Annotated in this window: 20 protein-coding genes; 5 read left to right on the forward strand and 15 right to left on the reverse strand. The window is 74.3% G+C overall.

Features of this window, described 5'->3' with window-relative positions:
- Window positions 1-2: 2 nt before the first annotated feature.
- The 5 genes from ACLIRP_RS04285 to ACLIRP_RS04305 form a co-directional block, all read right to left on the reverse strand.
- A complete protein-coding gene (locus ACLIRP_RS04285; protein ID WP_412062724.1) occupies window positions 3-788 on the reverse strand; it encodes a hypothetical protein in 786 nt (261 codons plus the stop codon).
- 38 nt (window positions 789-826) lie between these two features.
- Window positions 827-1,237, reverse strand: coding sequence for a DUF3037 domain-containing protein (locus ACLIRP_RS04290; protein WP_412062725.1), 411 nt, complete (start codon window positions 1,235-1,237; stop codon window positions 827-829).
- Entirely contained in the window at window positions 1,234-2,070 is an 837-nt protein-coding gene (locus tag ACLIRP_RS04295) for a HipA family kinase (RefSeq protein WP_412063688.1), read from the reverse strand. Before ACLIRP_RS04295 ends, ACLIRP_RS04290 begins: the two co-directional genes overlap by 4 nt.
- 105 nt (window positions 2,071-2,175) lie before the next feature.
- A complete protein-coding gene (locus tag ACLIRP_RS04300; protein WP_412062726.1) occupies window positions 2,176-3,222 on the reverse strand; it encodes a FecCD family ABC transporter permease in 1,047 nt (348 codons plus the stop codon).
- A 145-nt stretch (window positions 3,223-3,367) separates the two neighbouring features.
- The gene (locus ACLIRP_RS04305) at window positions 3,368-4,249 is read right to left on the reverse strand and encodes an ABC transporter substrate-binding protein (RefSeq protein WP_412062727.1); all 882 of its coding nucleotides are present in this window, start codon (window positions 4,247-4,249) and stop codon (window positions 3,368-3,370) included.
- Window positions 4,250-4,283: 34 nt separating this feature from the next.
- Between ACLIRP_RS04305 and ACLIRP_RS04310 the strand changes: the two genes are divergently transcribed.
- The 4 genes from ACLIRP_RS04310 (at window position 4,284) to ACLIRP_RS04325 (ending at window position 8,326) form a co-directional block, all read left to right on the forward strand.
- Complete coding sequence (locus tag ACLIRP_RS04310) at window positions 4,284-5,264, forward strand: diacylglycerol/lipid kinase family protein (RefSeq protein ID WP_412062728.1); 981 nt, start codon at window positions 4,284-4,286, stop codon at window positions 5,262-5,264.
- Between the two features lie 103 nt (window positions 5,265-5,367).
- Window positions 5,368-6,765: a sigma-54-dependent transcriptional regulator gene (locus ACLIRP_RS04315; RefSeq protein WP_412062729.1), complete on the forward strand. Its 1,398-nt coding sequence runs from the start codon at window positions 5,368-5,370 to the stop codon at window positions 6,763-6,765.
- 338 nt (window positions 6,766-7,103) lie between these two features.
- The gene (gene deoC, locus ACLIRP_RS04320) at window positions 7,104-7,751 is read left to right on the forward strand and encodes a deoxyribose-phosphate aldolase (RefSeq protein ID WP_412063689.1); all 648 of its coding nucleotides are present in this window, start codon (window positions 7,104-7,106) and stop codon (window positions 7,749-7,751) included.
- Between the two features lie 41 nt (window positions 7,752-7,792).
- Window positions 7,793-8,326: an SPOR domain-containing protein gene (locus tag ACLIRP_RS04325; protein ID WP_412062730.1), complete on the forward strand. Its 534-nt coding sequence runs from the start codon at window positions 7,793-7,795 to the stop codon at window positions 8,324-8,326.
- Between the two features lie 39 nt (window positions 8,327-8,365).
- On the opposite strand, the gene ACLIRP_RS04330 is transcribed toward ACLIRP_RS04325, so the two are convergent.
- The 10 genes from ACLIRP_RS04330 to ACLIRP_RS04375 all read right to left on the reverse strand — a co-directional run bounded on the left by ACLIRP_RS04330 (window position 8,366) and on the right by ACLIRP_RS04375 (window position 19,247).
- Window positions 8,366-9,106, reverse strand: coding sequence for an MBL fold metallo-hydrolase (locus ACLIRP_RS04330; RefSeq protein ID WP_412062731.1), 741 nt, complete (start codon window positions 9,104-9,106; stop codon window positions 8,366-8,368).
- A 58-nt stretch (window positions 9,107-9,164) separates the two neighbouring features.
- Window positions 9,165-10,175 carry a polyprenyl synthetase family protein gene (locus ACLIRP_RS04335; protein WP_412062732.1) on the reverse strand — a complete coding sequence of 337 codons (1,011 nt, stop codon included), beginning with the start codon at window positions 10,173-10,175 and terminating at the stop codon, window positions 9,165-9,167.
- A gap of 77 nt (window positions 10,176-10,252) precedes the next feature.
- The gene (locus tag ACLIRP_RS04340; protein WP_412062733.1) at window positions 10,253-11,539 is read right to left on the reverse strand and encodes a DUF2851 family protein; all 1,287 of its coding nucleotides are present in this window, start codon (window positions 11,537-11,539) and stop codon (window positions 10,253-10,255) included.
- 93 nt (window positions 11,540-11,632) lie between these two features.
- Window positions 11,633-12,355 carry a 6-phosphogluconolactonase gene (pgl, locus tag ACLIRP_RS04345; protein WP_412062734.1) on the reverse strand — a complete coding sequence of 241 codons (723 nt, stop codon included), beginning with the start codon at window positions 12,353-12,355 and terminating at the stop codon, window positions 11,633-11,635.
- A gap of 197 nt (window positions 12,356-12,552) precedes the next feature.
- Window positions 12,553-14,019, reverse strand: coding sequence for a glucose-6-phosphate dehydrogenase (gene zwf / locus ACLIRP_RS04350; RefSeq protein ID WP_412062735.1), 1,467 nt, complete (start codon window positions 14,017-14,019; stop codon window positions 12,553-12,555).
- A gap of 120 nt (window positions 14,020-14,139) precedes the next feature.
- Complete coding sequence (locus tag ACLIRP_RS04355; RefSeq protein ID WP_412062736.1) at window positions 14,140-14,898, reverse strand: phage tail protein; 759 nt, start codon at window positions 14,896-14,898, stop codon at window positions 14,140-14,142.
- 46 nt (window positions 14,899-14,944) lie between these two features.
- Window positions 14,945-15,751: a phage tail protein gene (locus ACLIRP_RS04360; protein WP_412062737.1), complete on the reverse strand. Its 807-nt coding sequence runs from the start codon at window positions 15,749-15,751 to the stop codon at window positions 14,945-14,947.
- A 123-nt stretch (window positions 15,752-15,874) separates the two neighbouring features.
- A complete protein-coding gene (locus tag ACLIRP_RS04365) occupies window positions 15,875-17,428 on the reverse strand; it encodes a GMC oxidoreductase (protein ID WP_412062738.1) in 1,554 nt (517 codons plus the stop codon).
- A gap of 173 nt (window positions 17,429-17,601) precedes the next feature.
- Entirely contained in the window at window positions 17,602-18,414 is an 813-nt protein-coding gene (locus ACLIRP_RS04370; protein ID WP_412062739.1) for a glucose 1-dehydrogenase, read from the reverse strand.
- Window positions 18,415-18,491: 77 nt separating this feature from the next.
- Window positions 18,492-19,247 (reverse strand): DUF481 domain-containing protein, encoded by a 756-nt coding sequence (locus tag ACLIRP_RS04375; RefSeq protein WP_412062740.1) that lies wholly within the window; start codon window positions 19,245-19,247, stop codon window positions 18,492-18,494.
- A 94-nt stretch (window positions 19,248-19,341) separates the two neighbouring features.
- Here ACLIRP_RS04375 and ACLIRP_RS04380 point away from each other — a divergent pair, with 94 nt between their 5' ends.
- A complete protein-coding gene (locus ACLIRP_RS04380; RefSeq protein ID WP_412062741.1) occupies window positions 19,342-20,697 on the forward strand; it encodes a hypothetical protein in 1,356 nt (451 codons plus the stop codon).
- The last annotated feature ends 2 nt before the right edge of the window (window positions 20,698-20,699 follow it).

Genomic DNA, 20,699 nt, shown 5'->3' on the forward strand with positions numbered 1-20,699 from the left:
GGCTACCGCGCGTGCTCGGGGAAGAGCTCGGCGAAGCGGGCGACCATGCGCGCGGCCTCGTCGGCGTCGGCGCCGGTCTCGGAGGCGTACGTGGCGGGGTCGCCGCCGGTGCGCGCGAGTGTCCAGTAGTCGTCGGCCCGAGCCAAGGCGCTCTCGAAGGCGTCGGCGTCGAGCAGGACCTCCGGGTCGTCCAGGAGCGGCTGGCCAAAGAGGGCACGGGCCTCGGTTTCGGAGAGGCCGTCGGGGCCGTAGCCGGCGTGCGAGGCGTCGTCCTCCTCGACGCCGACGCGGAACGCCGGGTGGTGCAGGAGGTCCTCAAAGCCCACGACCGGGTGGCCGGTCTGCTGCGCCATCTCGATCTCCTCCGGGAGCATGGCCTGCCAGTGGATCTCAGCCGTCTCGAGCAGCCCGTCGAGCCCCATCATCTCGTCGTCGCCGACCTCGTCGCCGACGAGCTGGGCCGCGAGCGCCGAGCGTTGGTGCGCGCGCTGGGCGGGCGGGAGCGAGAAGAAGGCCCACAGCACGCGCGCCGTCTCCAACAACGCGACCGTGTCGTCGCCGACGGACTCGGGGTCGGCCCGCAGCCGGAAGGCGTCGCCGGCGTCGAGGTCGTAGAGCCCGAACAGGGGCTCGGCGAACAGCGCCAGCGACTCGTAGAGCACGCCGGTCTCGCCTTCGACGAGCACGCGGCTCAGGCGGGCCTTACGGGTGGCGAACGCCTCGGCGGCGGCCCCGTCGAAGGCGGCGACGGTGTCGGGGTCGAGAGGGGCCTGGTCTGCGTCGGACACGGGGGAGGGGTCGTCGGGAAGAGGGGGCGGACTAGACGCTAATCCCGCGTTCGGGGGTTCCGGGCGCCGGGAGAACCTCCGGCGAGGTCGGCGGCCACGCGCGCCAACGCGGCGGCGGGGTCGTCGGTGAGCCCGGTCCGGACGGGCAGTGTTTGGAGCGCCGTCGACCGCGTGGCCGTCAGAAAGTGGAACCGCTCCGACGGTGGGAGCCGCCCGATCGGCCCGGCCCCAGCGCCGCCCCGGGCGACGGTCTCAAACGCAGCGACGGCGCGCGCCAGCAGGTCGGGGTCGAGGCTCAACCGAGCCGCAGCCTCACTTGTCTCCCCGAGCGCGCAGTCCAGAAACCCGGCCTGGCGGCAGCTCAGCACGGCGCCGACCGTCACCGCGTCGCCGGTCGGGACGTGGACGGCGCGGACCAGGGCGTAGTCGAACGCTCGGCGCGCGCTCATCGCCGGTACGCGAGCGCCGACGTGTCGGGCGCCTCGGCCTGGGCGCGAGCGGCCTCCTCGGCCCAGGCGCGGGGCCCCGCGAGCCGCTGGCGGAAGTAGTCGGCATACGCAGAGCGGCCCGCGTCGGCGGTCTCGAACGGGGCATCGCGGCCCGGCGGCGCGTCGGTCAGCAGCGCGTCGGGCACGGCGGCGAGCGCGTCCGTCACGACGGCCTCGGTCAGGAGCGGCGCCAGCCGGGCGTCGGCCGCCAGCAGCGACGACGCGACGGGCAGCAGCACGTGGTCGCGGATGGCCGGGAACGGCGCCGCCGCTTTCGCCGCGTCGACGGTCGCCCAGTTGTGGTGGAAGTACAGCGCCGCGCCGTGGTCGATGAGCCACAGGTCGGGGCCGTCGTCGCCCCGGGCGACGAGCAGGTTCGGGTTCCGCGCCGTCCGGTCGATGTTGGTCGTCAGCGCGTCGAGCCAGACGACCGCCGCCGCCGTGTCGGGGTCGACCAAGTCGGCGTGTGCGACGGGGTCGTAGGCGAAGGCGCCCGGCACGAACGCCAGCCCGACGTTCGGGCCGCCGCTGGCGCGCAGGATGTCCTGGATCTCGGGGTCGGGCTCGGCCCGGCCGAACCCGTCGGCGAGCGTCACGACGGCGAGGTCGGGGAGGGGGAGGCCCAGCGCCGACGCCAGCCGGCCGACGACGACCTCGGCGATCAGCGCGCGCGCGCCCTGCCCGGCGCCCCGAAACTTGACGACGTAGAGCCCGCCGTCGGTCTCGACGAGCGCGGGGAGCGAGCCGCCCTCGCGCAAGGGCGTGACGTAACGGAGGGCGGAGTGGGTGTCGATCACGGGCGGCTCACGGCGCCAGCGGCGTCGGGTTCCGGAAGACGGGGGACGGGGGCAGCCGCTATTGCAATGTGACTCTCCCCGCATCGACCCTGCGTCTGCGCTCTACGCCAGCCCCGGGCCGAACCGCCGCAGCAGCGCCAGGAAAAACGGCACCCCGCAGATCGCCGTCAGCACGCCGACCGGGACTTCCTGGCCGGGCAGCACGACGCGCGCGGCCAAGTCCGCCAGCAGCAGAAACACGGCGCCGCCGACGAACGCGAGCGGCACCAGCCGCCGGTGGGTCGCCCCGGCCACCAGTCGGACCGCGTGCGGCACGATGAGCCCCACGAACCCGATCACACCCGCCGACGCGACGAGCACGCCCGTCACGACGGCCGCGAGCGCGACGAGCGCGCGCTTGAGCCCCTCGACCGGGACACCGAGGGACGCGGCGGCCTCCTCGCCGGTCGTCAGCAGGTCGAGCGGGCGGGCGAGCAGCCACAGCCCGCCGCCGGCCGCGAGCGCCACGACGGCCGGAAGGAGAGCCCGGTCCCACCGCGCGCCGGCGAGGGAGCCGAGCAGCCAGAACAGCACGGCGCGGAGCTTGTCGGGCTCGGGGCTGGCGTAGGTGATGAACGCCGTGACCGAGCCGAGGAGGGCCGACATCGCGACGCCCGCCAGCAGCAGCCGCGTGGTCGAGAGTGTCGGGCCGCGCTTGGCGGCGGCGAAGACCGCGAGCACGGCCAGCCACGCCCCGGCCGTCGCGGCGACGGGCATCGAGACCGCGCGCGAGACGGCGAGGGGCACGAACCCGAGGTAGAACAGCGCCGCGCCGGCGCTCGCGCCCGACGACGCGCCCAGGATATACGGCTCGGCGAGCGGGTTGCGGACGAGCGCCTGCATCGCCACGCCCACGACCGCCAGCCCGCCGCCGACCGACAGCGCCAGAATCGTGCGCGGCACGCGCAGGTCCCACACGATCGTCCGGTCGGTGAGCGCGCCGCCACCCGTCAGCGCCGCCCAGACGCGCGCAGGCCCTAAGTCGGCGCTCCCCCAGACCAGGCTCGCGGCGATCGCCAGCACCGCCGCCGCAAGCATCAGCGCGCCGACGGCGACGGGCCCCAGTCGAGGGCCGCTCGCGGTCAGTTCTGTGGAATCGGGAGGGGACAAAGGGAGAGGGAGACGGCCGCCCGGAGACTACGCGCCCGCCCGCTGGCGCAGGGGCTCAGGCTGGCATCTGCCTCATTCCTCGTCCCTCTTTCCCCGTTCCCGCGCTTGGGGCATCCGGCCACGAGCCACCGCCCCTGTCCGCGCGCTACGCCGCGCCCGCCGCGAACGCCTCGGGGTGGAGCAGCCGCGCCAGCCGCTCCAGACCCTCGACGAGCCGGGGGCCGGGGCGGCTGATGAGGTCGGGGTCAATGCCGTAGACCCGGCGGTTCTGGACGGCCGGCAGCGTAAAGAACGTCGGGTGCCGCTCGACGAGACGGCTCGGGTCGTAGTCGGGGCCCGCGAGCACGAGGATGACCTCGGGCGCCATCTCGAGGACGGCCTCGTCGCTGGGCTGCGCCGCCGCGCCGGGGTAGAGGTCGGTCAGGTTGTCGCCACCGGCCAGCCGCACGAGCTCGCTGGCGTACGAGTCGCGCCCAAACGCGTACAGCGTCTCGTCGCCGACGACGAGGAGCACGCGGGGCTTGGTGAACGGACCCACGGCGTCGGAGACGGCGGCGACGCGGCGCTCGAAGTCGGCGGCGACGGCGGCGCCGCCCGAGACGACGAGGAGCGTGTCGAGCGTCCGGAGCGCGCGCGGCACGTCCGAGACCTGGTCGAACCGGAAGAGGTAGGTCGGGACGCCAACGGCGTCGAGCGCGTCGGCCGTCTCGCCGGGGTTGACGCTCTCGGCCCCGATCGCGAGGTCGGGCGCGAGGGCTACGACGGCCTCGAGGTCGAGCGGGTACGACTGGTAGCGGGGCAAGTCGGTCACGCCCGCCGGGAAGTCGTCGCTGACGGCGGCGCCCGCGAGGCGGTCGAGCCCGGCGGCGGCGGCCACCAACTCGGTGACGTTCGGCGCCAGCGGGAGCACGGCCCGGGGCGTCGCGTCGAGCGAGACCGGGCGGCCCGTGTCGTCGACGAGGTCGCCGGGCGCGGGCGGGGCGCAGGCGGCGAGGACCGCCAGCGCGAGGATCAGGATGCGGGGCATGGCGGGGGGGCGGGCGCGGCTAAGTTAGCCGGGCATGACGGCCCACGTCCTCTTCAACCCCGCGGCGCGCGGCGGCCGCACGCGGTCGCTGGCGGGGCGCGTCGAGCGGGCGCTCGCCGAGGCCGGCATCGAGGCGAGGATCCGCACGACGGCCGCGCCCGGCGACGCCGAGCGGTGGGCGCGCGAGCTCGGGGAGACGGGCGCGACGGTCCTCGTCGCCGGCGGCGACGGCACGGTCCACGAGGCGGCGAACGGGCTCGCGGGCACGGCGGGGACGCTGGGCGTGATTCCGGTCGGCACCGGGAACGACTACGCGAACGCGCTCGGCATGGCGACGGCGCCCGAGGCCGCGGCCCGCCAACTCGCGGCGGCCCGGCCCCGCAGCATCGACGTCGCCCGGCTGGCGTGGACCGACGCGGCCGGCGAGCACCGGCGCGTCGTGGCGAACGCCGTCGGGGCCGGGTTCGACGGCCACGCCGCCGGGCTCGCGAGCCAGACCAAGTGGCTCGGCGGCCGGGCCGCCTACCTCGCCGCCGTGTTCCGGACGCTGCGGCAGTGGCCGGCGCTCGCGCCGCACGTCCGCAGCGAGGCCGAGGGCGCCGACCTCGCGCACGACGGGCGGCTGTTCCTGGTCGAGGTCGGCGTCGGCCACTCCGTCGGCGGCGGTTTTTTGCTCACGCCCGACGCGGTCCCCGACGACGGGCTGCTCGACGTGTGCCTGGTCCGGCAGCTCCCGACCACGCGCGCGCTCCAGCTGCTCCCGTCGACGTTCTCGGGCGGCCACGTCGCGGCGCCGGAGGTCCGGATGGGGCAGACGCCCCGGTTCTCGCTCGCCTCCGACGGCCCGCTCGCCATCCAGGCCGACGGCGAGGTGCTCTCGACCGACGCCCGTGCCTTCTCGGTCACCATCGACCCCGGGGCCCTCTCCGTGCTGGCGCCCCGCCTCGACGCGCGCGACGCGGCGTCGCCCTCGAGCCCCGCCCCCTCGATGGCTCGTGCGAGGCCGGCCGTGTAGGGAAGGCCCGCGTTTCGGCCGCCGCACGGCCGAAACTATGGCGGCGGAGGCGTTACGATTCGTACCATCTACCCTTGCCCTGGACGCCTCCTTCCCCCCGGATATGAGCCAGAAACGCATTTTCGTCGTCGACGACGACCCCAAGATCGGCGAGCTGTTCGCCAAGGTCCTCACCCGGGATGGCTACGCGACGCAGGGGTTTACCTCCGCCGAGCCCCTCCTTCAGGCCATCGACGACGGCAAGACGCCGGACCTCGTCCTGACGGACCTCATGATGCCCGACGTGTCGGGGATGGAGCTGATCGAGACCCTGCGCGAGCGGGGCATCACGATCCCCGTCATCGTGATGACGGCGCACTCGTCGGTGCAGACCGCCGTCGAGGCGATGCGGCTGGGCGCGTTCCACTACCTCCAGAAGCCCGTCAACTTGGAAGAGATGCGGGCGCTTCTGGCGAAGGCGCTCGACCTCTACGAGGATAGGAAGGAGCTCCAGGAGATCAAGAAGACGCGGAAGAAGCAGCACGACGTCGGCAAGATCCTGGGCACGAGCGACGAGGTCCAGGTCGTCCGCGACACGATCCAGACGCTGGCCGACATCCCCAACACGACCGTGCTCGTGCGCGGCGAGACCGGGACGGGCAAGAACCTGGTCGCCCAGACGCTCCACTACGCCTCGAAGTGGTCGGGCGGGCGGTTCATGGAGATCAACTGCGCCGCGCTCCCCGACAACCTGCTCGAGTCCGAGCTGTTCGGCTACGAGAAGGGCGCCTTCACCGACGCCCGCGCCGCCAAGCCGGGGCTCCTGGAGATCGCCGACGGCGGGACCCTCTTCCTGGACGAGATCGACTCGATGTCGCTCCCGCTCCAGTCGAAGCTGCTGAGCTTTCTGGAGAGCCGCCAGTTCCGCCGGCTCGGCGGGACCGACGAGATCAAGGTGACGACGCGGATCGTGTGCGCGACGAACGCGAACCTGCAGGAGAAGGTGGCCGAGAAGGCGTTCCGCAAGGACCTCCTCTTCCGGATCAACGTGGTCTCGATCGAGCTCCCACCACTCCGTCGGATGGGCCGCGACGCGCTCACGATCGCCCAGAAGGTGGCGACGGGCTTTGCCGGCGAGTTCGCCAAGCCCTTCGACGGGTTCACCGAGGCCGCCGAGACCAAGCTCGTGGGCCACTCGTGGCCGGGCAACGTCCGCGAGCTCCGCAACGTCCTGGAGCGGGCCATGATCTTCGCCACGTCCGCGACGCTCGATGCCAGCGACCTCGTCCTCCTGCAGACCGACGCCTTCGACGGCGCGGCGAGCGACGCGGACACCTTCCGCTTCCGTGCCAGCGCCAGCCTCGAGGACCTCGAGTACGAGTACATCAAGCACACGCTCGCCAACAACCGCAACTCGTCGTACTCCGACGTCGCCAAGCTCCTGGGCATCTCGAAAAAGACGCTCTGGGAAAAGCGCAAGCGCTACAACCTCGACGCCGAGATCGAAGAGATGACGGCGTAGGGGGACGAGGGGCTGGGGGGCGCCCGATGGGCCGGGCGTCTCGTGCGGATTGACGGCGGAGACGGAGCCCCGGAGTGAACCGGGATGGGGGCAGAGGTCCAGGAGGGGTATCCTTCCCCACGCCCCCAGTCCCCATCGCCCCCGCCGTGACCGACACGCAGAAAGCCGCGCTCGCCGACCGTCTCTCCGGGGCGTCCCGCGCCCCCGCCCCGCCCGCCTCGGGCGACCTGTCCGCCGCACTGGAGCGCATGGTCGGCGCCGGTGCCGCCCGCTTCGGCCTCCGCGCCGACGCGACGGGGCCCGCCGACGCGTGCGCGCTCGCGCCGCCGCTCGCCCGGCTGATCGACCACACGGTCCTGAAGCCCGACACGACGGAGCACGCCATCCGCGAGCTGTGCGCCGAGGCGCGCGAGTACTGCTTCGCGAGCGTCTGCGTGAGCCCGGTCTGGGTGCCCGTCGCGGCCGCCGAGCTGGCGGGCACGACGCCCATGGTGTGCACGGTCATCGGCTTCCCGCACGGCGCCAACCGGACCGCCGTCAAGGCCTTCGAGACCCAGCAGGCCGTCCGCGACGGGGCCGAGGAGATCGACATGGTCATCGCCATCGCGCTCCTCAAGAGCGAGCGCTACGCCGAGGTCGAGGCCGACATCCGGGCGGTCGTCGAGGCGGCCCAGGGCCGGACCGTCAAGGTGATCCTGGAGACGGCGCTGCTGACGGACGAGGAGAAGGTGATCGCCTGCGTGCTCTCGCAGAACGCGGGCGCCGACTTTGTCAAGACGTCGACGGGCTTCGCGTCGTCGGGGGCCAGCCCCCAGGACGTGGCGCTGATGCGGCGCGTCGTCGGCCCGACGATGGGCGTCAAGGCGTCGGGCGGCGTGCGCTCGGCCGAGGACGCCTATGCGATGGTCGAGGCCGGCGCGACGCGGCTCGGCGCGAGCGCGGGCGTCGCTATTTTGAAGGGCCTCACGTCGGACGCCTCGTACTAACTCGGGCGACGGGGTGGCCTCCGCCCCACGCTTCCCCCGCCATGCGCACCGCTCTCCTCGTCGTCCTCAGCCTGTCGTTCGCGGCGTGCTCCGCCGTCGGCCCCGCCGCGCCCGAGGCGCCGCCCGAGACGGGCGAGACGCCCGCGCCGGGCTACCCGGCGTATGAGACCTTCGACCCGACGGGCTACGACGCCGAGCCGGAGCCGGCCGCCGAGGTCGTCCACGACGTGCCGGCGGGCATCATGGCGGGCCGCGTGGTCGTGCCGACCGAGGCGGGGCCGCCGGCGCCGCAAGACCCGCAGCCGCGGCAGGTCGAGGGCTTCCGCGTCCAGATCTTCTCCGGCGCGACGCGCGCCGCCGCCGAGCGCGTCCGCGACGACGCCGTCTCGTGGTGGACCGAGCAGGGCGGCAACCCGCGCGAGCTGGGCGCCATCGTGGCGTACCTCCAGCCGTACTACCGCGTCCGCCTCGGGGCGTTCGCCACGCGCGAGCAGGCCGAGGCGGCGCTGGCGACGGTTCGTCGCCAGTTCCCCGAGGCGTTCTTGGTACCGGATCTTGTGACGATCAACGACTGAGTGCCCTCGCCGGCACCCCTGGGGTGCCGGGAGGCGCGGCTAGAGGTCGATCCGGTCGCCGTCGTGGCCCCAGGCCGTCCTCGTGAATCGCGCCCGGGCGTCGCCGAGCCCGTCGTCGCTGGCGTCGTGGGGGGCGTGGACGAGGACCAGGCGCCCCACGCCCGCTCGGGCCGCCACGTCCGCCGCCTCCTCGGGCGAGCTGTGGACGCCCGTCAGCGAGCCGGTGGCCTCGTGGACCAGCACGTCGGCGCCGGCCGCGAGCGCGACGACGGCATCGGAATGGGCGGTGTCGCACGAGTACGCGAGCACGGCGCCGTCGGCCTCGAACCGCAGACCGATGGTCGGGACGGGGTGGTCGACGGGCGTCGCGGTGACCGCCAGCGGGCCCAGGCGGAGCACGTCGGCGCCGGGCGCGAGGGCGACGGGGTGGAAGGTGCGCGCGGGGAGGTCGTCCCACTTGCACGTGTCGAAGACGGCGAAGAGGGCGCGAGCCTTTTCCAGCGTCGCCGCCGGGCCGTAGACCGGGATCGGCGCGCGGCGCCCCTGCAGCCACAGCTTCTCGATCAAGAGGGGGAAGCCCGCAATGTGGTCGGGGTGCTCGTGCGTCAGGATGACGGCGTCGAGCGCGGCGGGGTCGAGGCCGGAGACCTCGAGGCGCTGCACGGCGTCGGCCCCGCAATCGACGAGGACGGTCCGGCCGTCGTGCTCGATGGCGAGCATCGTCGTGGTCCGGGAGGGGCCGGCGTTTGCGGAGCCGGTGCCGAGGAGGTGGGCCGTCATCGAGTCGGGGGGGAGCGGCTGGAACGTAGCGCCCCCGGCCGGTCCGCGGAGGACTGATCTAGCGCTTCCGGGCGACGACGTAGGCGCACAGCCCGACGAGCGCGTCGCGCGCGTCGGAGGGGGGGAACGCGAGGAGGCCGTCGGCGGCCTCGGCCGCCAGCGCCTCCATCCGGCCGCGCGCCGCCGCCAGCCCGCCGCTCGCCTCGACGAACGCGACCACCTCGGCGACCTCGGCCGCCGACTTTTTGCGCCGCCGGACGATCTTGCGGATCCGCTTGGCGACGGCCGGTTCGGCGCGGTCGAGGGCCAGGATGAGCGGCAGGGTCAGCTTGCGGTCCTGGAGGTCGAGCCCGACCGGCTTGCCGGCCGCCGCGTTCGGGTCGTAGTCGAAGAGGTCGTCGCGGATCTGGAACGCCAGCCCGATCGTCTCGCCGATCGCCTTGCACCGGGCCACCGTCGCGTCGTCGGCGCCGGCGCTGGCGGCGCCGGCCGCGAGGCACGCCGCGATCAGCGAGCCCGTCTTGTCGGCGATGATCTGGAAGTACCGCGCCTCGGTCATGTCGAGCCGCCGCGCCGTCTCGATCTGCAACAGCTCGCCCTCCGACATCCGGCGGACCGCGTCGGAGGTGATGTGGAGCAGGTCGTAGTCGCCGTCGTCGAGCGCCAGCAGGAGCCCACGGCTCAGGAGGTAGTCGCCCAGGAGCACGCCGACCTTGTTGCGCCACAGTGCGTTGATCGACGCCACCCCACGCCGGGTCTCCGCCTCGTCCACGACGTCGTCGTGGACGAGCGTGGCCGTGTGGAGAAGCTCCACCAACGTCGCCGCCCGGAAGCTCCGCTCGCCGATGCCGCCGACCAAGTCGGCCGCGAGCAGGACGAGCGTCGGCCGGATCTGCTTGCCCTTACGTCGAAGGAGGTACTGCACGACCGTGTCGAGCAGGCGGACGCGCGAGCGCATCGCGTCGCGGAAGTGCGCGCGGAACGTCTTGAGCTCGCCGGCGACCGGTGCCTGGATCGCCTTGAGGCTGAGCGGCGCGGCGGTGAGGGGCGGGGCGAGGGTGTCGGGCACAGAACTTTCAGCCGGAGTTGAAAGAAGATACCCGAGACCGCGGCCCCGGTTGCAGTCCAGGGCGCTCGACGCCGTTTTCACGCGTGCGCCAGCGCGGGATAGAGCGCCTGCCCGATGGCGCACCGCGCGCACCGCCCCTCATCGCAAAAGTCGCGCGCGAGCCGGTGGGCCCCCTGCGCTTGCGCGGCCGATTTCGGCGCCAGCCCGGCCTCAGCGAAGCGCCGCGTGACGCGGTCGGCGACGGGTGGCAAGGCGTGGTAGGCGGAGAGCACGGCTGCCTCGCGCGCGGGGCTCTCGCGGAGCTCGGCGTCGAGGAGGAGCACGGGGAGCGCGGCGTCCGCGAGCACGCGCGTCGCTCGCGTCCGGCCGAGCGCGGGCGTGCCGTCGGGCGTCGGCGGCCGGAGCCGGTCGAGCGCAGCGCGCGTCGAGACCGCCAGCGCCTCGGCGAGCGCGTCGACGGCGTGCCGGCGGAGCGGGCCGACGGGCGCGAGCCAGGCCGCCGCCTGCGCCATCCGGCGCCGGGGCGCGTTCGCGGGCCGCCCACCGCGCTTCCAGGCCTCGGGCCGCATCGGGGCGGGATGTGGCGGGCCGTCCGCGAACAGGCCGTCGTCCGCCATCCCTGCCGCCGCGTGCAGGGCGTCCAGGATCTCGGGCCCCGACCGCTGGCGGAGCGCGCCGAGGTCGACGCGGCCCGCGAGCGTCTCGAAGGCGTCGGCATTCGCTTCGTAGCCGAGCGCGCGGAACGCCCGGGCGATCAGGAGCCGGTCGAGGTCGGGCGCCGTCCCGAAGGCTCGGCCGAGCGCGGCGGCGCGCTGGCGGAGCCGCTCCACCCCGAGCACCTCGACCCACCGGCGGCGCGCGTCCTCGGGGACCTCGCGCCACCGCGCCGAGCAGTTCGGGGCGGTGTGGGGGACGAGGTAGAACGACCGCAGGATCGACCGGAGCGACTCGTGGAGGTGGGGCAAGAGCACGAGTTCGGGCAGCGCGGACCCCTCCTGGCGCCGGAGCAGGCCGGTCCGGCGGTCGGCCGCCAGCACCACGTGCAGGACGACGCGGTTGTAGGCCGGGTCGTCGTGGTGGCCGTGCGCCTCCCACGCCGCGCTCGTCGTGTGGATCTCGACGTCGCCCGCCCACAGCAGGCCCCCGATCCGGAGCCGCGCCCCGGTCACGTCCGGGCCGGAGTCCGTGTTGAGAGTGCCCCGGGTGAGGATCTCGACGGCTGCGCCCTCGGTCGTCGCCAGCGCGCTCGGGTCGAACAGGCCGCGCACCCAGGCGTCCTGGATCGCGGCCTCGGGGACGCGGGCGATGGCGCCGGCAGGCTCGGAGACGGTCGAGGCGGGCAGGGCGGGGTCAGGCACGGGCATCGGGCCGTGGGGCGGGTGCCCTCCCATAGACCCGCGAGCGGCCCAGATCTAACCTCGGGCCGCCGATTTTTTTGGCGCGGACCGGCTCGCGCTCTAGTCCTCGCCCTGCGCCATCGCCCGGTCCACGAGCCACACCATCTCGCCCTCGACGCGCACGTGCGCCGCCGGCGGGCCCTCGCCGTCGCCGTCGTACGCGTCGAGCACGGCCGCGAACGCCTCGCGCTTGCCCGCGCCGGCGGCGGCCACCAGGCACAGGTCGGCGTGCGCGAGGGCCGGGAACGTCAGCGTCAGCCGCTCGTGGACGGCCGCCGAGGGCGGGGCCTGCCCGACGGCCACGCGGCGGTCGGTGACGGCAAGCGCGTCGGTGCCGGGAAACAGGGACGCCGTGTGGCCGTCGTCGCCCATCCCGAGGTGCAGCACGTCGAAGCGGAGCTCGTCGCCGAAAAACTGCTCCAGCGCCTGCTCGTAGATCGCCGCGCCCTCGGCGGGCGGGCACCCGCCGGGCATTTTGTGGACGTTCGAGTCCGGGATGCCGGCCGGGTCGATCAGCGTCCGCTTGGCCATGGCGTAGTTGCTCTCGGTGTGGCCGGGCTCGACGCACCGCTCGTCGCCCCAGAACAGGTGGACGCGCGCCCACTCGATGCCGTCGGCCGCCGCCAGCCGCTCGTACGCCGGGGCGGGCGTCGACCCGCCGGTAAGGCACAGCGTGACGCGCGGCTCGCGCGCGAGCGCGGCCCGGAGCGCGGTCGCGGTTCGGTCGGCGAGGGCATCGGCGACGGCCTGCTTGGTGGGGAGGACGACGATCTCGGCAGGCATGGGGGACGGGGGACGGGGGACGGGGGACGGGGGACGGGGGACGGGGGACGGGTCAGACTCGCGGCGGTCAATATGTTCCGCCCCGGTGTCGCGCGCCGGTATCCGAAGCGGTCTGGCGTGGGCCCGTCGCGAGCGACGGCGAGGGCGCTCCGAACACGCAACACGACGTAGGCCCGACCCGGTCGCCGGAACTGCGTTCAGCAGGCCTCCACGTCGTCGCCGGTCTGCTCCGGCGGCGGGGCCTCGACAAACGAGGCGGAGGCGTGGGGCCCCCACCCGCCGGACGCGTACGGGTGGACCTCAATGTCGGGGTTGTCGAGGACGGCGCGGTAGATCCGCCACGCCTCCTCGGCCTCCTCGGCGTGGACGAACAGCGTCGCGTCGCCCTCGACGATGTCGCCGAGCAGGGTCTCGTACGCGTCCGGGAAGGGGCCAAACGTGTCCTCGTAGCGGAACGCCAGCTCGCGCGTCGACACGTTGAACCCGTCGCCGGGCGTCTTGACGTCGAACGACAGGCGGAACCCCTCGTCGGGCTGCAGGCGCAGGCGGAGCACGTTCGGCGTCGGATCGCAGTCGCCGGAGGTCTGGAAGAGCGTGACGGGCGGGCGGCGGAAGACCACGGCGATCTCCGTCAGCCGCTGGGCCATCCGCTTGCCCGTCCGCAAGACGAACGGGACGCCCTGCCAACGCCAGTTGTCGAGGTGGAGGCGGACGGCGGCGAACGTCTCGGTCCGCGAGCCCGCTTTTACCCCGTCGTGGTCGGCGTAGCCCTCGTCGTGGCCGCCGCCGGCGCCGTACTGGCCGAGCACGATCTCGTCCGAGCGGGCCGTGCGCGTCGACTGGAGCACCTTCACCTTTTCGCGGCGGATGCCCTCGGCGTCGAGCCGCGCGGGCGGCTCCATGGCCGCGAGCGTGAACAGCTGCGTGAGGTGGTTCTGGATCATGTCGCGCAGCGTCCCGACCCCGTCGAAGTAGCCCGCGCGCCCGGCGGCGTCGTTCGTCTCGGCGACCGTGATCTCGACGCGCTCCACGTCCTGCCGGCTCCACGCCGACTCGAACAGGGCGTTCGCGAACCGGAAGACCAACAGGTTCTGGACGGTCTCCTTGCCGAGGTAGTGGTCGATCCGGAAGACGGCGTCTTCGGGGAAGTGCTCGTGGACGACCCGGTTGAGCGACTGCGCGCTGGCGAGGTCGTGCCCGAACGGCTTCTCGATGACGAGCCGCACCCAGGGCGCGTCGTCCGGGACGTGCTCGCCGACCGTCCCGCGCGCCTCCTCGTGCTCGCCGAGCGCCGCGATCGTGCCCGGGAACGTCGACGGCGGGAGGGCGAGGTAGTAGACCCGGTTGCCGGTCAGCGCGCGCTCGGTCTCCAACGCCTTGGCCGTCTCGTAGACGGGGTCGAGGTCGTCGTAGGCCGTGACGCGGGCGTAGCGCAGGGCGCCTTCCGCCCAGGCCCGCGCGTCGCCGTCGTCGACGCCCGTCTCAACGAGCGCGGCGACGGCGGCGTTCTGGAGCTCCTCGTCGCCCCAATCCGAGCGGCCGACCCCGACGACGGTCTGCGGCGGCGCGCCGTCGTACCGGCTCAGATGGAACAGCGCGGGGAACAGCTTGAGCGCGGCGAGGTCGCCGGTGGCGCCGAACAGGACGAAAACGTGGGGGTCCATCGGGACGGGGGCTGGGTCGGGGGGAATGCCGTGGCCCCGGGTCGGGTTCGGCGCCTCCCGAACGCGCGCGCCCCGGCCCGGGGGCCGAGGCGCGCATGTCCGCCGAGGCCAAGCGGAGCGCTAGTTCCGCAGCGGGAATTGGCCCTGGAGCGCGATCTGATAGTTGAGCACGATCGTCGGGGGCATGATGCTAAACGACTGGCCGCCGCCCGTGTTGGTCTCGTCCGCGGAGGTCGGGGCGAACGAGGCGTCGGCGTCGCTGGGCGGCGCGTAGATCTGGTCGCCCGTGTGGTCGCCGGCGGGGACGTTGCCGCCCGGGGCGAGGGCCGTCCCCGGCGAGTTGTCGACGGGCTGGGCGTGGCTGTGCGCGTGGTGGTGGCTCGGCAAGTTGGCGGTGGTCAGGGTGAGGGTCTCCGCGCCGCGCTTTTCGCCCAGGTCGTTGCTCGAAAGGCCGGGGCCGTGGCCCCACCCCAGGGCCACCCGGCCGCGGAGGTCGGGGAGCCCGAACGTGGTCCGGCCGTCGCCGCCGTACATCGTGCCGAGGAGCGAGAACAGGGCGGTGTGGCTCGCGACCGGGAGGAGCTGGCCGTCGCACAGGGCGAACCCGCGCGCGGCGAAGTTCCAGCCGCACGCCATGATCTCGCCGAGGTACGGGGTGACCCCCCCAGACGCCAGCGGCCGGCCTCGGGCGTCGACGACCGTGCCGGGCGTGATGCCGAACCCGCGCGCGCGGGACTCGACGGCAGCCCACGACGTGTCCGAGGCGAGGAACGTGCCGCCGACGGCGGCGGCGCCGAACGCGGTGGCGCGGCGGAAGAACGAGCGGCGGCCCGGGTCGGCGTCGGGCCGGGGGGGGCGGAGGGAGGAGAAGAGGGACATGGGCGTGGGGGTGTCGCCGCGCGGAGCCCCGCGCGGGCGGGGCGGGCTAGCTGCGGGAGGGGAAGACGCCTTGGAGCGCGATCTGGTAGTTGAGCACCAGCCCGGGCGGGCCGAGGGGGACGGGCTGGTTGCCACCCGTGGGGGTCTGGTCCTCCGACAGCGTCACGAAGGCGTTGTCGGCGCTGGCCGGCGGCGCGTAGATCTGGTCGCCCGTGTGGTCGCCGGCGGGGACGTTGCCGCCCGGGGCGAGGGCCGTCCCCGGCGAGTTGTCGACGGGCTGGGCGTGGCTGTGCGCGTGGTGGTGGCTGGGGACGTTGGCTACCGTCAGGAACTCGGCCTCCACGCCTCGCTTCTCGCCCAGGGCGTTGGGCGTGAGGCCGGGGCCGTCGCCCCACCCCATGGCGATGCGGCCTCGTTGGTCGGGGAGCGCGAAGGTGATCCGGCCGTCGCCGCCGTAGACGGAGCCAAGGAGGGAGTACAGCGCCTGGTTCTGGCTGATCGGGAGGATCTGGCCCTGACACAGGGCGAACCCGCGCATGGCGAAGTTGAACCCGACGAGCAGGATCTCGCCCAAATACGGGTCGGCATCGACGGGCGCGCGGTCGACCCGGTGGCCGGTCGCGTCGTAGAGCGCGCCGGGCACGATCCCGAACCGGTCCGCGCGGGCCTCGATGGCCGCCCAGGCCTCGTCGGGGAGCATCAGCCCCGAGCCGACGGCGAGGGCGCCCAGCGCCGAGGCCCGCCGAACGAACTGGCGTCGGCCGGGCGCCGCGCCAGGGATCGGCCGGGCGCCCCGACCGCGCAGTTGGTGTCGGGCGGCGCCGATCAGGTGCGAGAGGAAGGGGAAGACCATGGGCGTCGGGGGCGGGTGGTGGGCGCCACGCGACAGGGCCGCGTGAATCGCGAACCTACAGTGGGGACGGTTGCCGGCCCCACGGGTGAACGGCCTATTTCACAAGGCGATGCCCTGCCCTTCTTACATCACCTCCGCCTCGAGGTGGGCCGCCACTCGGAAGGCGTTCGCCGCGATCGTCAGCGTCGGGTTGGTCGCCGCCGACGACGGGAAGACGCTCGCGTCGGCCACGTACAGGTTGCCGAGGTCGTGCGCCCGGCCCGTCGCATCGACCACGCTCGCGGTCGGGTCCGTGCCCATGCGCAGCGTGCCGCACTGGTGGTTGAGCACGTGGATCGGCATCGGGACGCGCAGCGCGCGGTCGAAGCCGAGCGGCTCGAGCGCGGCCACCAGCGTGTCGATGAGCGCCTCGTGCGACGCCCGGTTCGTCTCGACGTAGCGGATCCCGATCCGGCCGTCGGCCCCGACGGTCACCCGGCTCTCGGCGACGGGCAGGTCCTCGGACTGGGCCCACCAGTCGACCGAGTGCGCGGCGATCGTGTTCGCTTCGGCGATCGTCATCGCGCCGGGCCCGAGGTCCTGCAAGATCTGCCACCCGGCGTGCTTGCCCATCAGGTGGACGTGTCCCAGCGGCACGCCGTCCCACGTCGGGTGGCCGGGGACACCGAAGTAGAAGTCGTTGACCGCCAGCGTCTTCTGGAAGCGCGTCGGGTTGGGCGTCCCGCTGGCGACCGTGTAGACCTTCGTCGTGAGGTGCCGCATGAGGTGGCGGCCGACCGTCCCGGACCCGTTCGCCAGCCCGTCCGGGTGCGCGTCCGACGCCGAGCGGAGCAGGAGGGCGGCCGAGTTGACGGCCCCCGCGCACAGCGCGAACACGTCCGCGTGGAACGTGACCGGCTCCCCGTCGACGGTCGCCTCGACGTGCGTCACGGTCCGGCCGCTGGCGTCGGTCACGATCCGGGTCACGTCCGCGCCCGTCACCAGGTCCACGGTGCCGTGCGCGACGGCGGGCGCGACCGTCGCGACCTCGGCATCCGCCTTGAGGTGGAGGAGGTCGGGGTAGCCATCGAAGGCGGCCCGGCCCATCGCGGCGAACGTCTCGCGCAGGATGAACGGCCCGTCGCCCGGGTCCTCGTGGCTGTACTGGACGCCCATGGGCAGCTCGAACGCGTGGACGCCCTGCCGGCGGAGCCCCTCCGCCACTTCGGCGATGCGCGGGTCGTGCGCGATCGGAGCGTGCGGGAACGGCCCGGCCGGCGGCTCGAACGGGTCGGCCCCGCGCCGCCCGTGGACGTGGTAGGCGGCCTCGGCGCGGTCGTAGTACGGCGCGAGGTCGGCGTAGGCGATCGGCCACCCGGGCGAGACGCCGTCGAGCGTCTGCAGCGGCTCGAAGTCTTGGGGCCGGAAGCGGAGCAGGGCTGAGCCGTAGACCTTGGTGTTGCCGCCGAGCCAGTAGTACATCCCGGGCCGGAAGCGCGCGCCAGTCGTTTCGTCCGTCCACGCCTCGTCGGCCTTGTAGGCGTCCTTCGTAAACATCGCCTCGGGGTCCCAGTTGCGGGCCTCACGAGGGAGCGAGCCGAGCCGGTTGAGGAGCAGGATCCGCTTGCCGGTCGGCGCGAGCGCGTGCGCCAGCGCGCCGCCCCCGACGCCGGCGCCGATGATGCAGAGGTCGTACATGAGTGATGAGTGATGAGTGATGAGTGATGGGCGTCGGAGCCCGGGAAAGGTTCCGTTGTCCGGCCGCACCTCAATCACCCGGCCCTCTAGAAGCTCATCTTCCGTCCCCCGTCCCCCGTCCCCCGTCCCCCGTCCCCCGTCCCCCGTCCCCCGTCCCCCGTCCCCCGTCCCCATCACCCGCTCCAGGGCGTCTCGAACTCGGGGTAGAGCGTGAGGCCGCCGTCGGCGAAGAGGGTCTGCCCGGTGACGTACGCGGCATCGTCGCTGGCGAGGAAGGCGATGATCCTGGCGATCTCGGCGGGGTCGCCGATCCGGCCCTGGGGAATGTGGCTGCGGACCACGTCGGCCGCGGCCTCGTCGTCGAGCCAGCTCTGAATCGGCGTCCGCGTGGCGCCCGGGGCGACGCTGTTGACGCGGACCCCGCGCGCGGCGTACTCCAGCGCCAGCGTCTGCGTGAGCCCGTGCAGGCCGTACTTCGAGACCGCGTACGAGAGGTAGCGCGGGCGCGGGATCTGCTGGTGGACGCTCGACACGTTGACGATGACGCCGCCCGTCGGGTCGCGGTCGAGGAACCCGCGGATCGCCTGCTGGGCGCACAGGAACGCCCCGCGCAGGTTGACCGCCAGCACGCGGTCGAAGTCGGCGGGGTCGGTGAGGTGGCTCTCCGGCTCCTCGATCTGGATGCCCGCGTTGTTGACCAGGACGTCGACCGGGCCGAGCGCGTCGGCGACCGTCGCGAACATCGCCGCCACCTCGACCGCGTCCGACACGTCGGCCTCGACGACGACGACCGACCCGGTGGCACCCGCCTCTCGGGCCGCGGCCTCTGCGAGCCGGACCGACTCGTCGGCGTTGCCCCGCTCGTCGTCGGCCGGGTAGTTGACCGCGACGTGGGCGCCGCGCGCCGCGAGCGCCGCCGCCGTCGCGCGGCCGATGCCGGTCGAGGCGCCGGTGACGAGGGCCGTCCGGCCGGAGAGATCCTGCATATCCAGAGGGGGGAGGAGGCTGGCGTACCCGGGGCCATTTTCACTCGTTCCTGAAAGCTGAGGTGAAGACCCGGTTCTCAGGGGTCTCCGGCCGGGATCACCAGGACGAGCCCGTTCTCGATGCGGACATCGGTGGGTTCCACCCCGACGGGCGGGCGGCTGTCGTAGCGGAGGTCGGCGCGCACGCGGATCCGAACCCACCGGGTGACGCCCACCTCGACGGCCGCCTGCGTCAGCACGCGGAAGTCGTCGGGCTCGCTGATCTGGGGCTGGAGGTACGTCGTCGTCGACAGCGTCGCGTTCGCGAGCGAGAGCCGGGCCGAGACGTAGCTGCTCGCGCGGACGACGCTCGTGGGCTCGCCGAGCGCCTCGTCGAGCACCTCGCGCTCGAACATGGGCAGGAGCCCGGCCGCCAGCCCCACCGAGTCGCGGTCGACGACCTCGTAGCGCACGCCCCCGCCGATCAGCGTCCGAGCGCGCAGCCGCTGCGGGCCGTTGCGCTCGACCTGCACGAACGTCTCCCAGACGAGCCGGGGCACGAGGTCGGTGTTGTACCGGGCGTGGACGAACGAGCGGTCGACGAACGAGGCGCCGTCGGACCGGGCGAGGTCGAGGCGGCCGACGACGAACGCGAGGTCGTCCTCGACGGCCCGGAGGTCGAGCCGCCCGCCCAGCCCGACCTGCAGAAAGTCGGCGTTGCCGCGCGCGACGGCCGCCGAGGCGTCGAGCGCGAGGTGCAGGCGGTCGTCGCCGAGCTGGCGCCGCATCCGCTCGGTGTTGACCTGCGCGGTCGCCGGGGCGGCGATCAGGAGGGCGAGGAGGGCGGCGCGCATGCGTTCGGGCGGCGGCGAGCGCCCAAGCTAGAGCGGAGCTGGTTGGCAGGTCGCTGGCGTCGGTGGCACCTTCCGACCCCCGCCTCCGCTCCCCGTGCTCCGAACCCTGCCCTGCTGCGTCGACGTGCCTCGCGAGGGGCCGCTCGTCCGGTACGGGCTGGAGGAGCTGCTGCGCGGCCTGGGCCTGGCGCCCGCGTGGGTGGGCAGGGGAGACGCCCGCCTCGTGCTGGCGACCGACCCGGCCGGCGCCGACGGCTTGGTGCTCCGGGTGACGCCGCAGGCGTCCGCCGACCTCGCCACGCCGCGCCTCCCGGCCGTCGACGCGCTCGGGTGGCTCGCGGTCGACGGCGAGCGGTGGCCGGTGCCCGTGGGCCCGCCGGGGGAGGCGACGCTGGGCGACGCGGTCGCGGGTGCGGCGTGGTGGCTGGCGGGCCTGCAAGAACGGGCGACCGCCGCCCGCGACGCGCACGGCCGGGTGGCCCATGCCGACTCCCTCCAGTCGCGCCTCGACGGGCCGGGCGGGGCCACGCGGCCGGCCGTCGACGCGGTCCGCCGGGCGCTCGGGCACGCCTTGCGCGCGCGCGGCGTCGAGGCGGCGCCGCTGGGGTGGGGCGGGGCGCCCTGGGCCGTCGCCCTCACGCACGACCTCGACGCGCTCCGGCTCCACCGGCTCCGCGCGCTCGCGGGTGGGCTCCGCCAGCTCCGCCCGGCGCTGGCGGTCCGCCGCGCGTTCGGGCCCGACCGCCGCCGCGCCAGCCTCGACGCCCTGGAGGCGCTCAGCCGCCGCCACGGCGACGGCGCGACGTGGTTCGTCAAGCCGGGGCGGTGGGGGCCGCACGACCCGCCGGTCGACCTCGGCGCCCACGCCGCCCGCGTGCGGGCGCTGCCGGGCGAGGTCGGGTGGCACCCGGGCTACGGCGCCCACGACTCCGCCGGCCGCCTCGCCGCCGAGCACGCCGTGTTCGTCGACGCCGTCGGCGCGCCGCCGGCGCTGGCGCGGACCCACTTTCTGCGCTGGGCCGAGCCCGAGACCCCGCGCTTGCTGGCGGCGACGGGCGTCCGGCTCGACAGCACCCTCGGGTGGGCCGACGCCCCCGGCTTCCGGCGCGGCACCGCGCACCCGTTCCGCCTCTTCGACCTCGACGCCGGGCGCCCGACGGCCCTGTGGGAGATGCCGCTCGCGCTCATGGACACGACGTTGACCACGTACCAGCGCCTCGACGCCGAGGCCCAGGCCAACGCCCTCGCGGCCGTCGCCGCGGGCGCCCGCGAGGCGGGCGGGTGCGCCGTCGTCCTGTGGCACAACCAGCTCGGCGCCGACGACCGCGCCTGGGGCCGCCGATTGGACACGCTCGACCACGCCTTGGGACACGCCCGCCGGCAGGGCGCGGCGATCGGCCCCCTCGGCACGCTCCTCGACGGGCATCAAGGGCGATCTTGGCGACGTTGACG

Origin of the sequence: Rubrivirga halophila, assembly GCF_046845755.1 — a bacterium.
Classification (GTDB): Bacteria; Bacteroidota; Rhodothermia; order Rhodothermales; family Rubricoccaceae; genus Rubrivirga.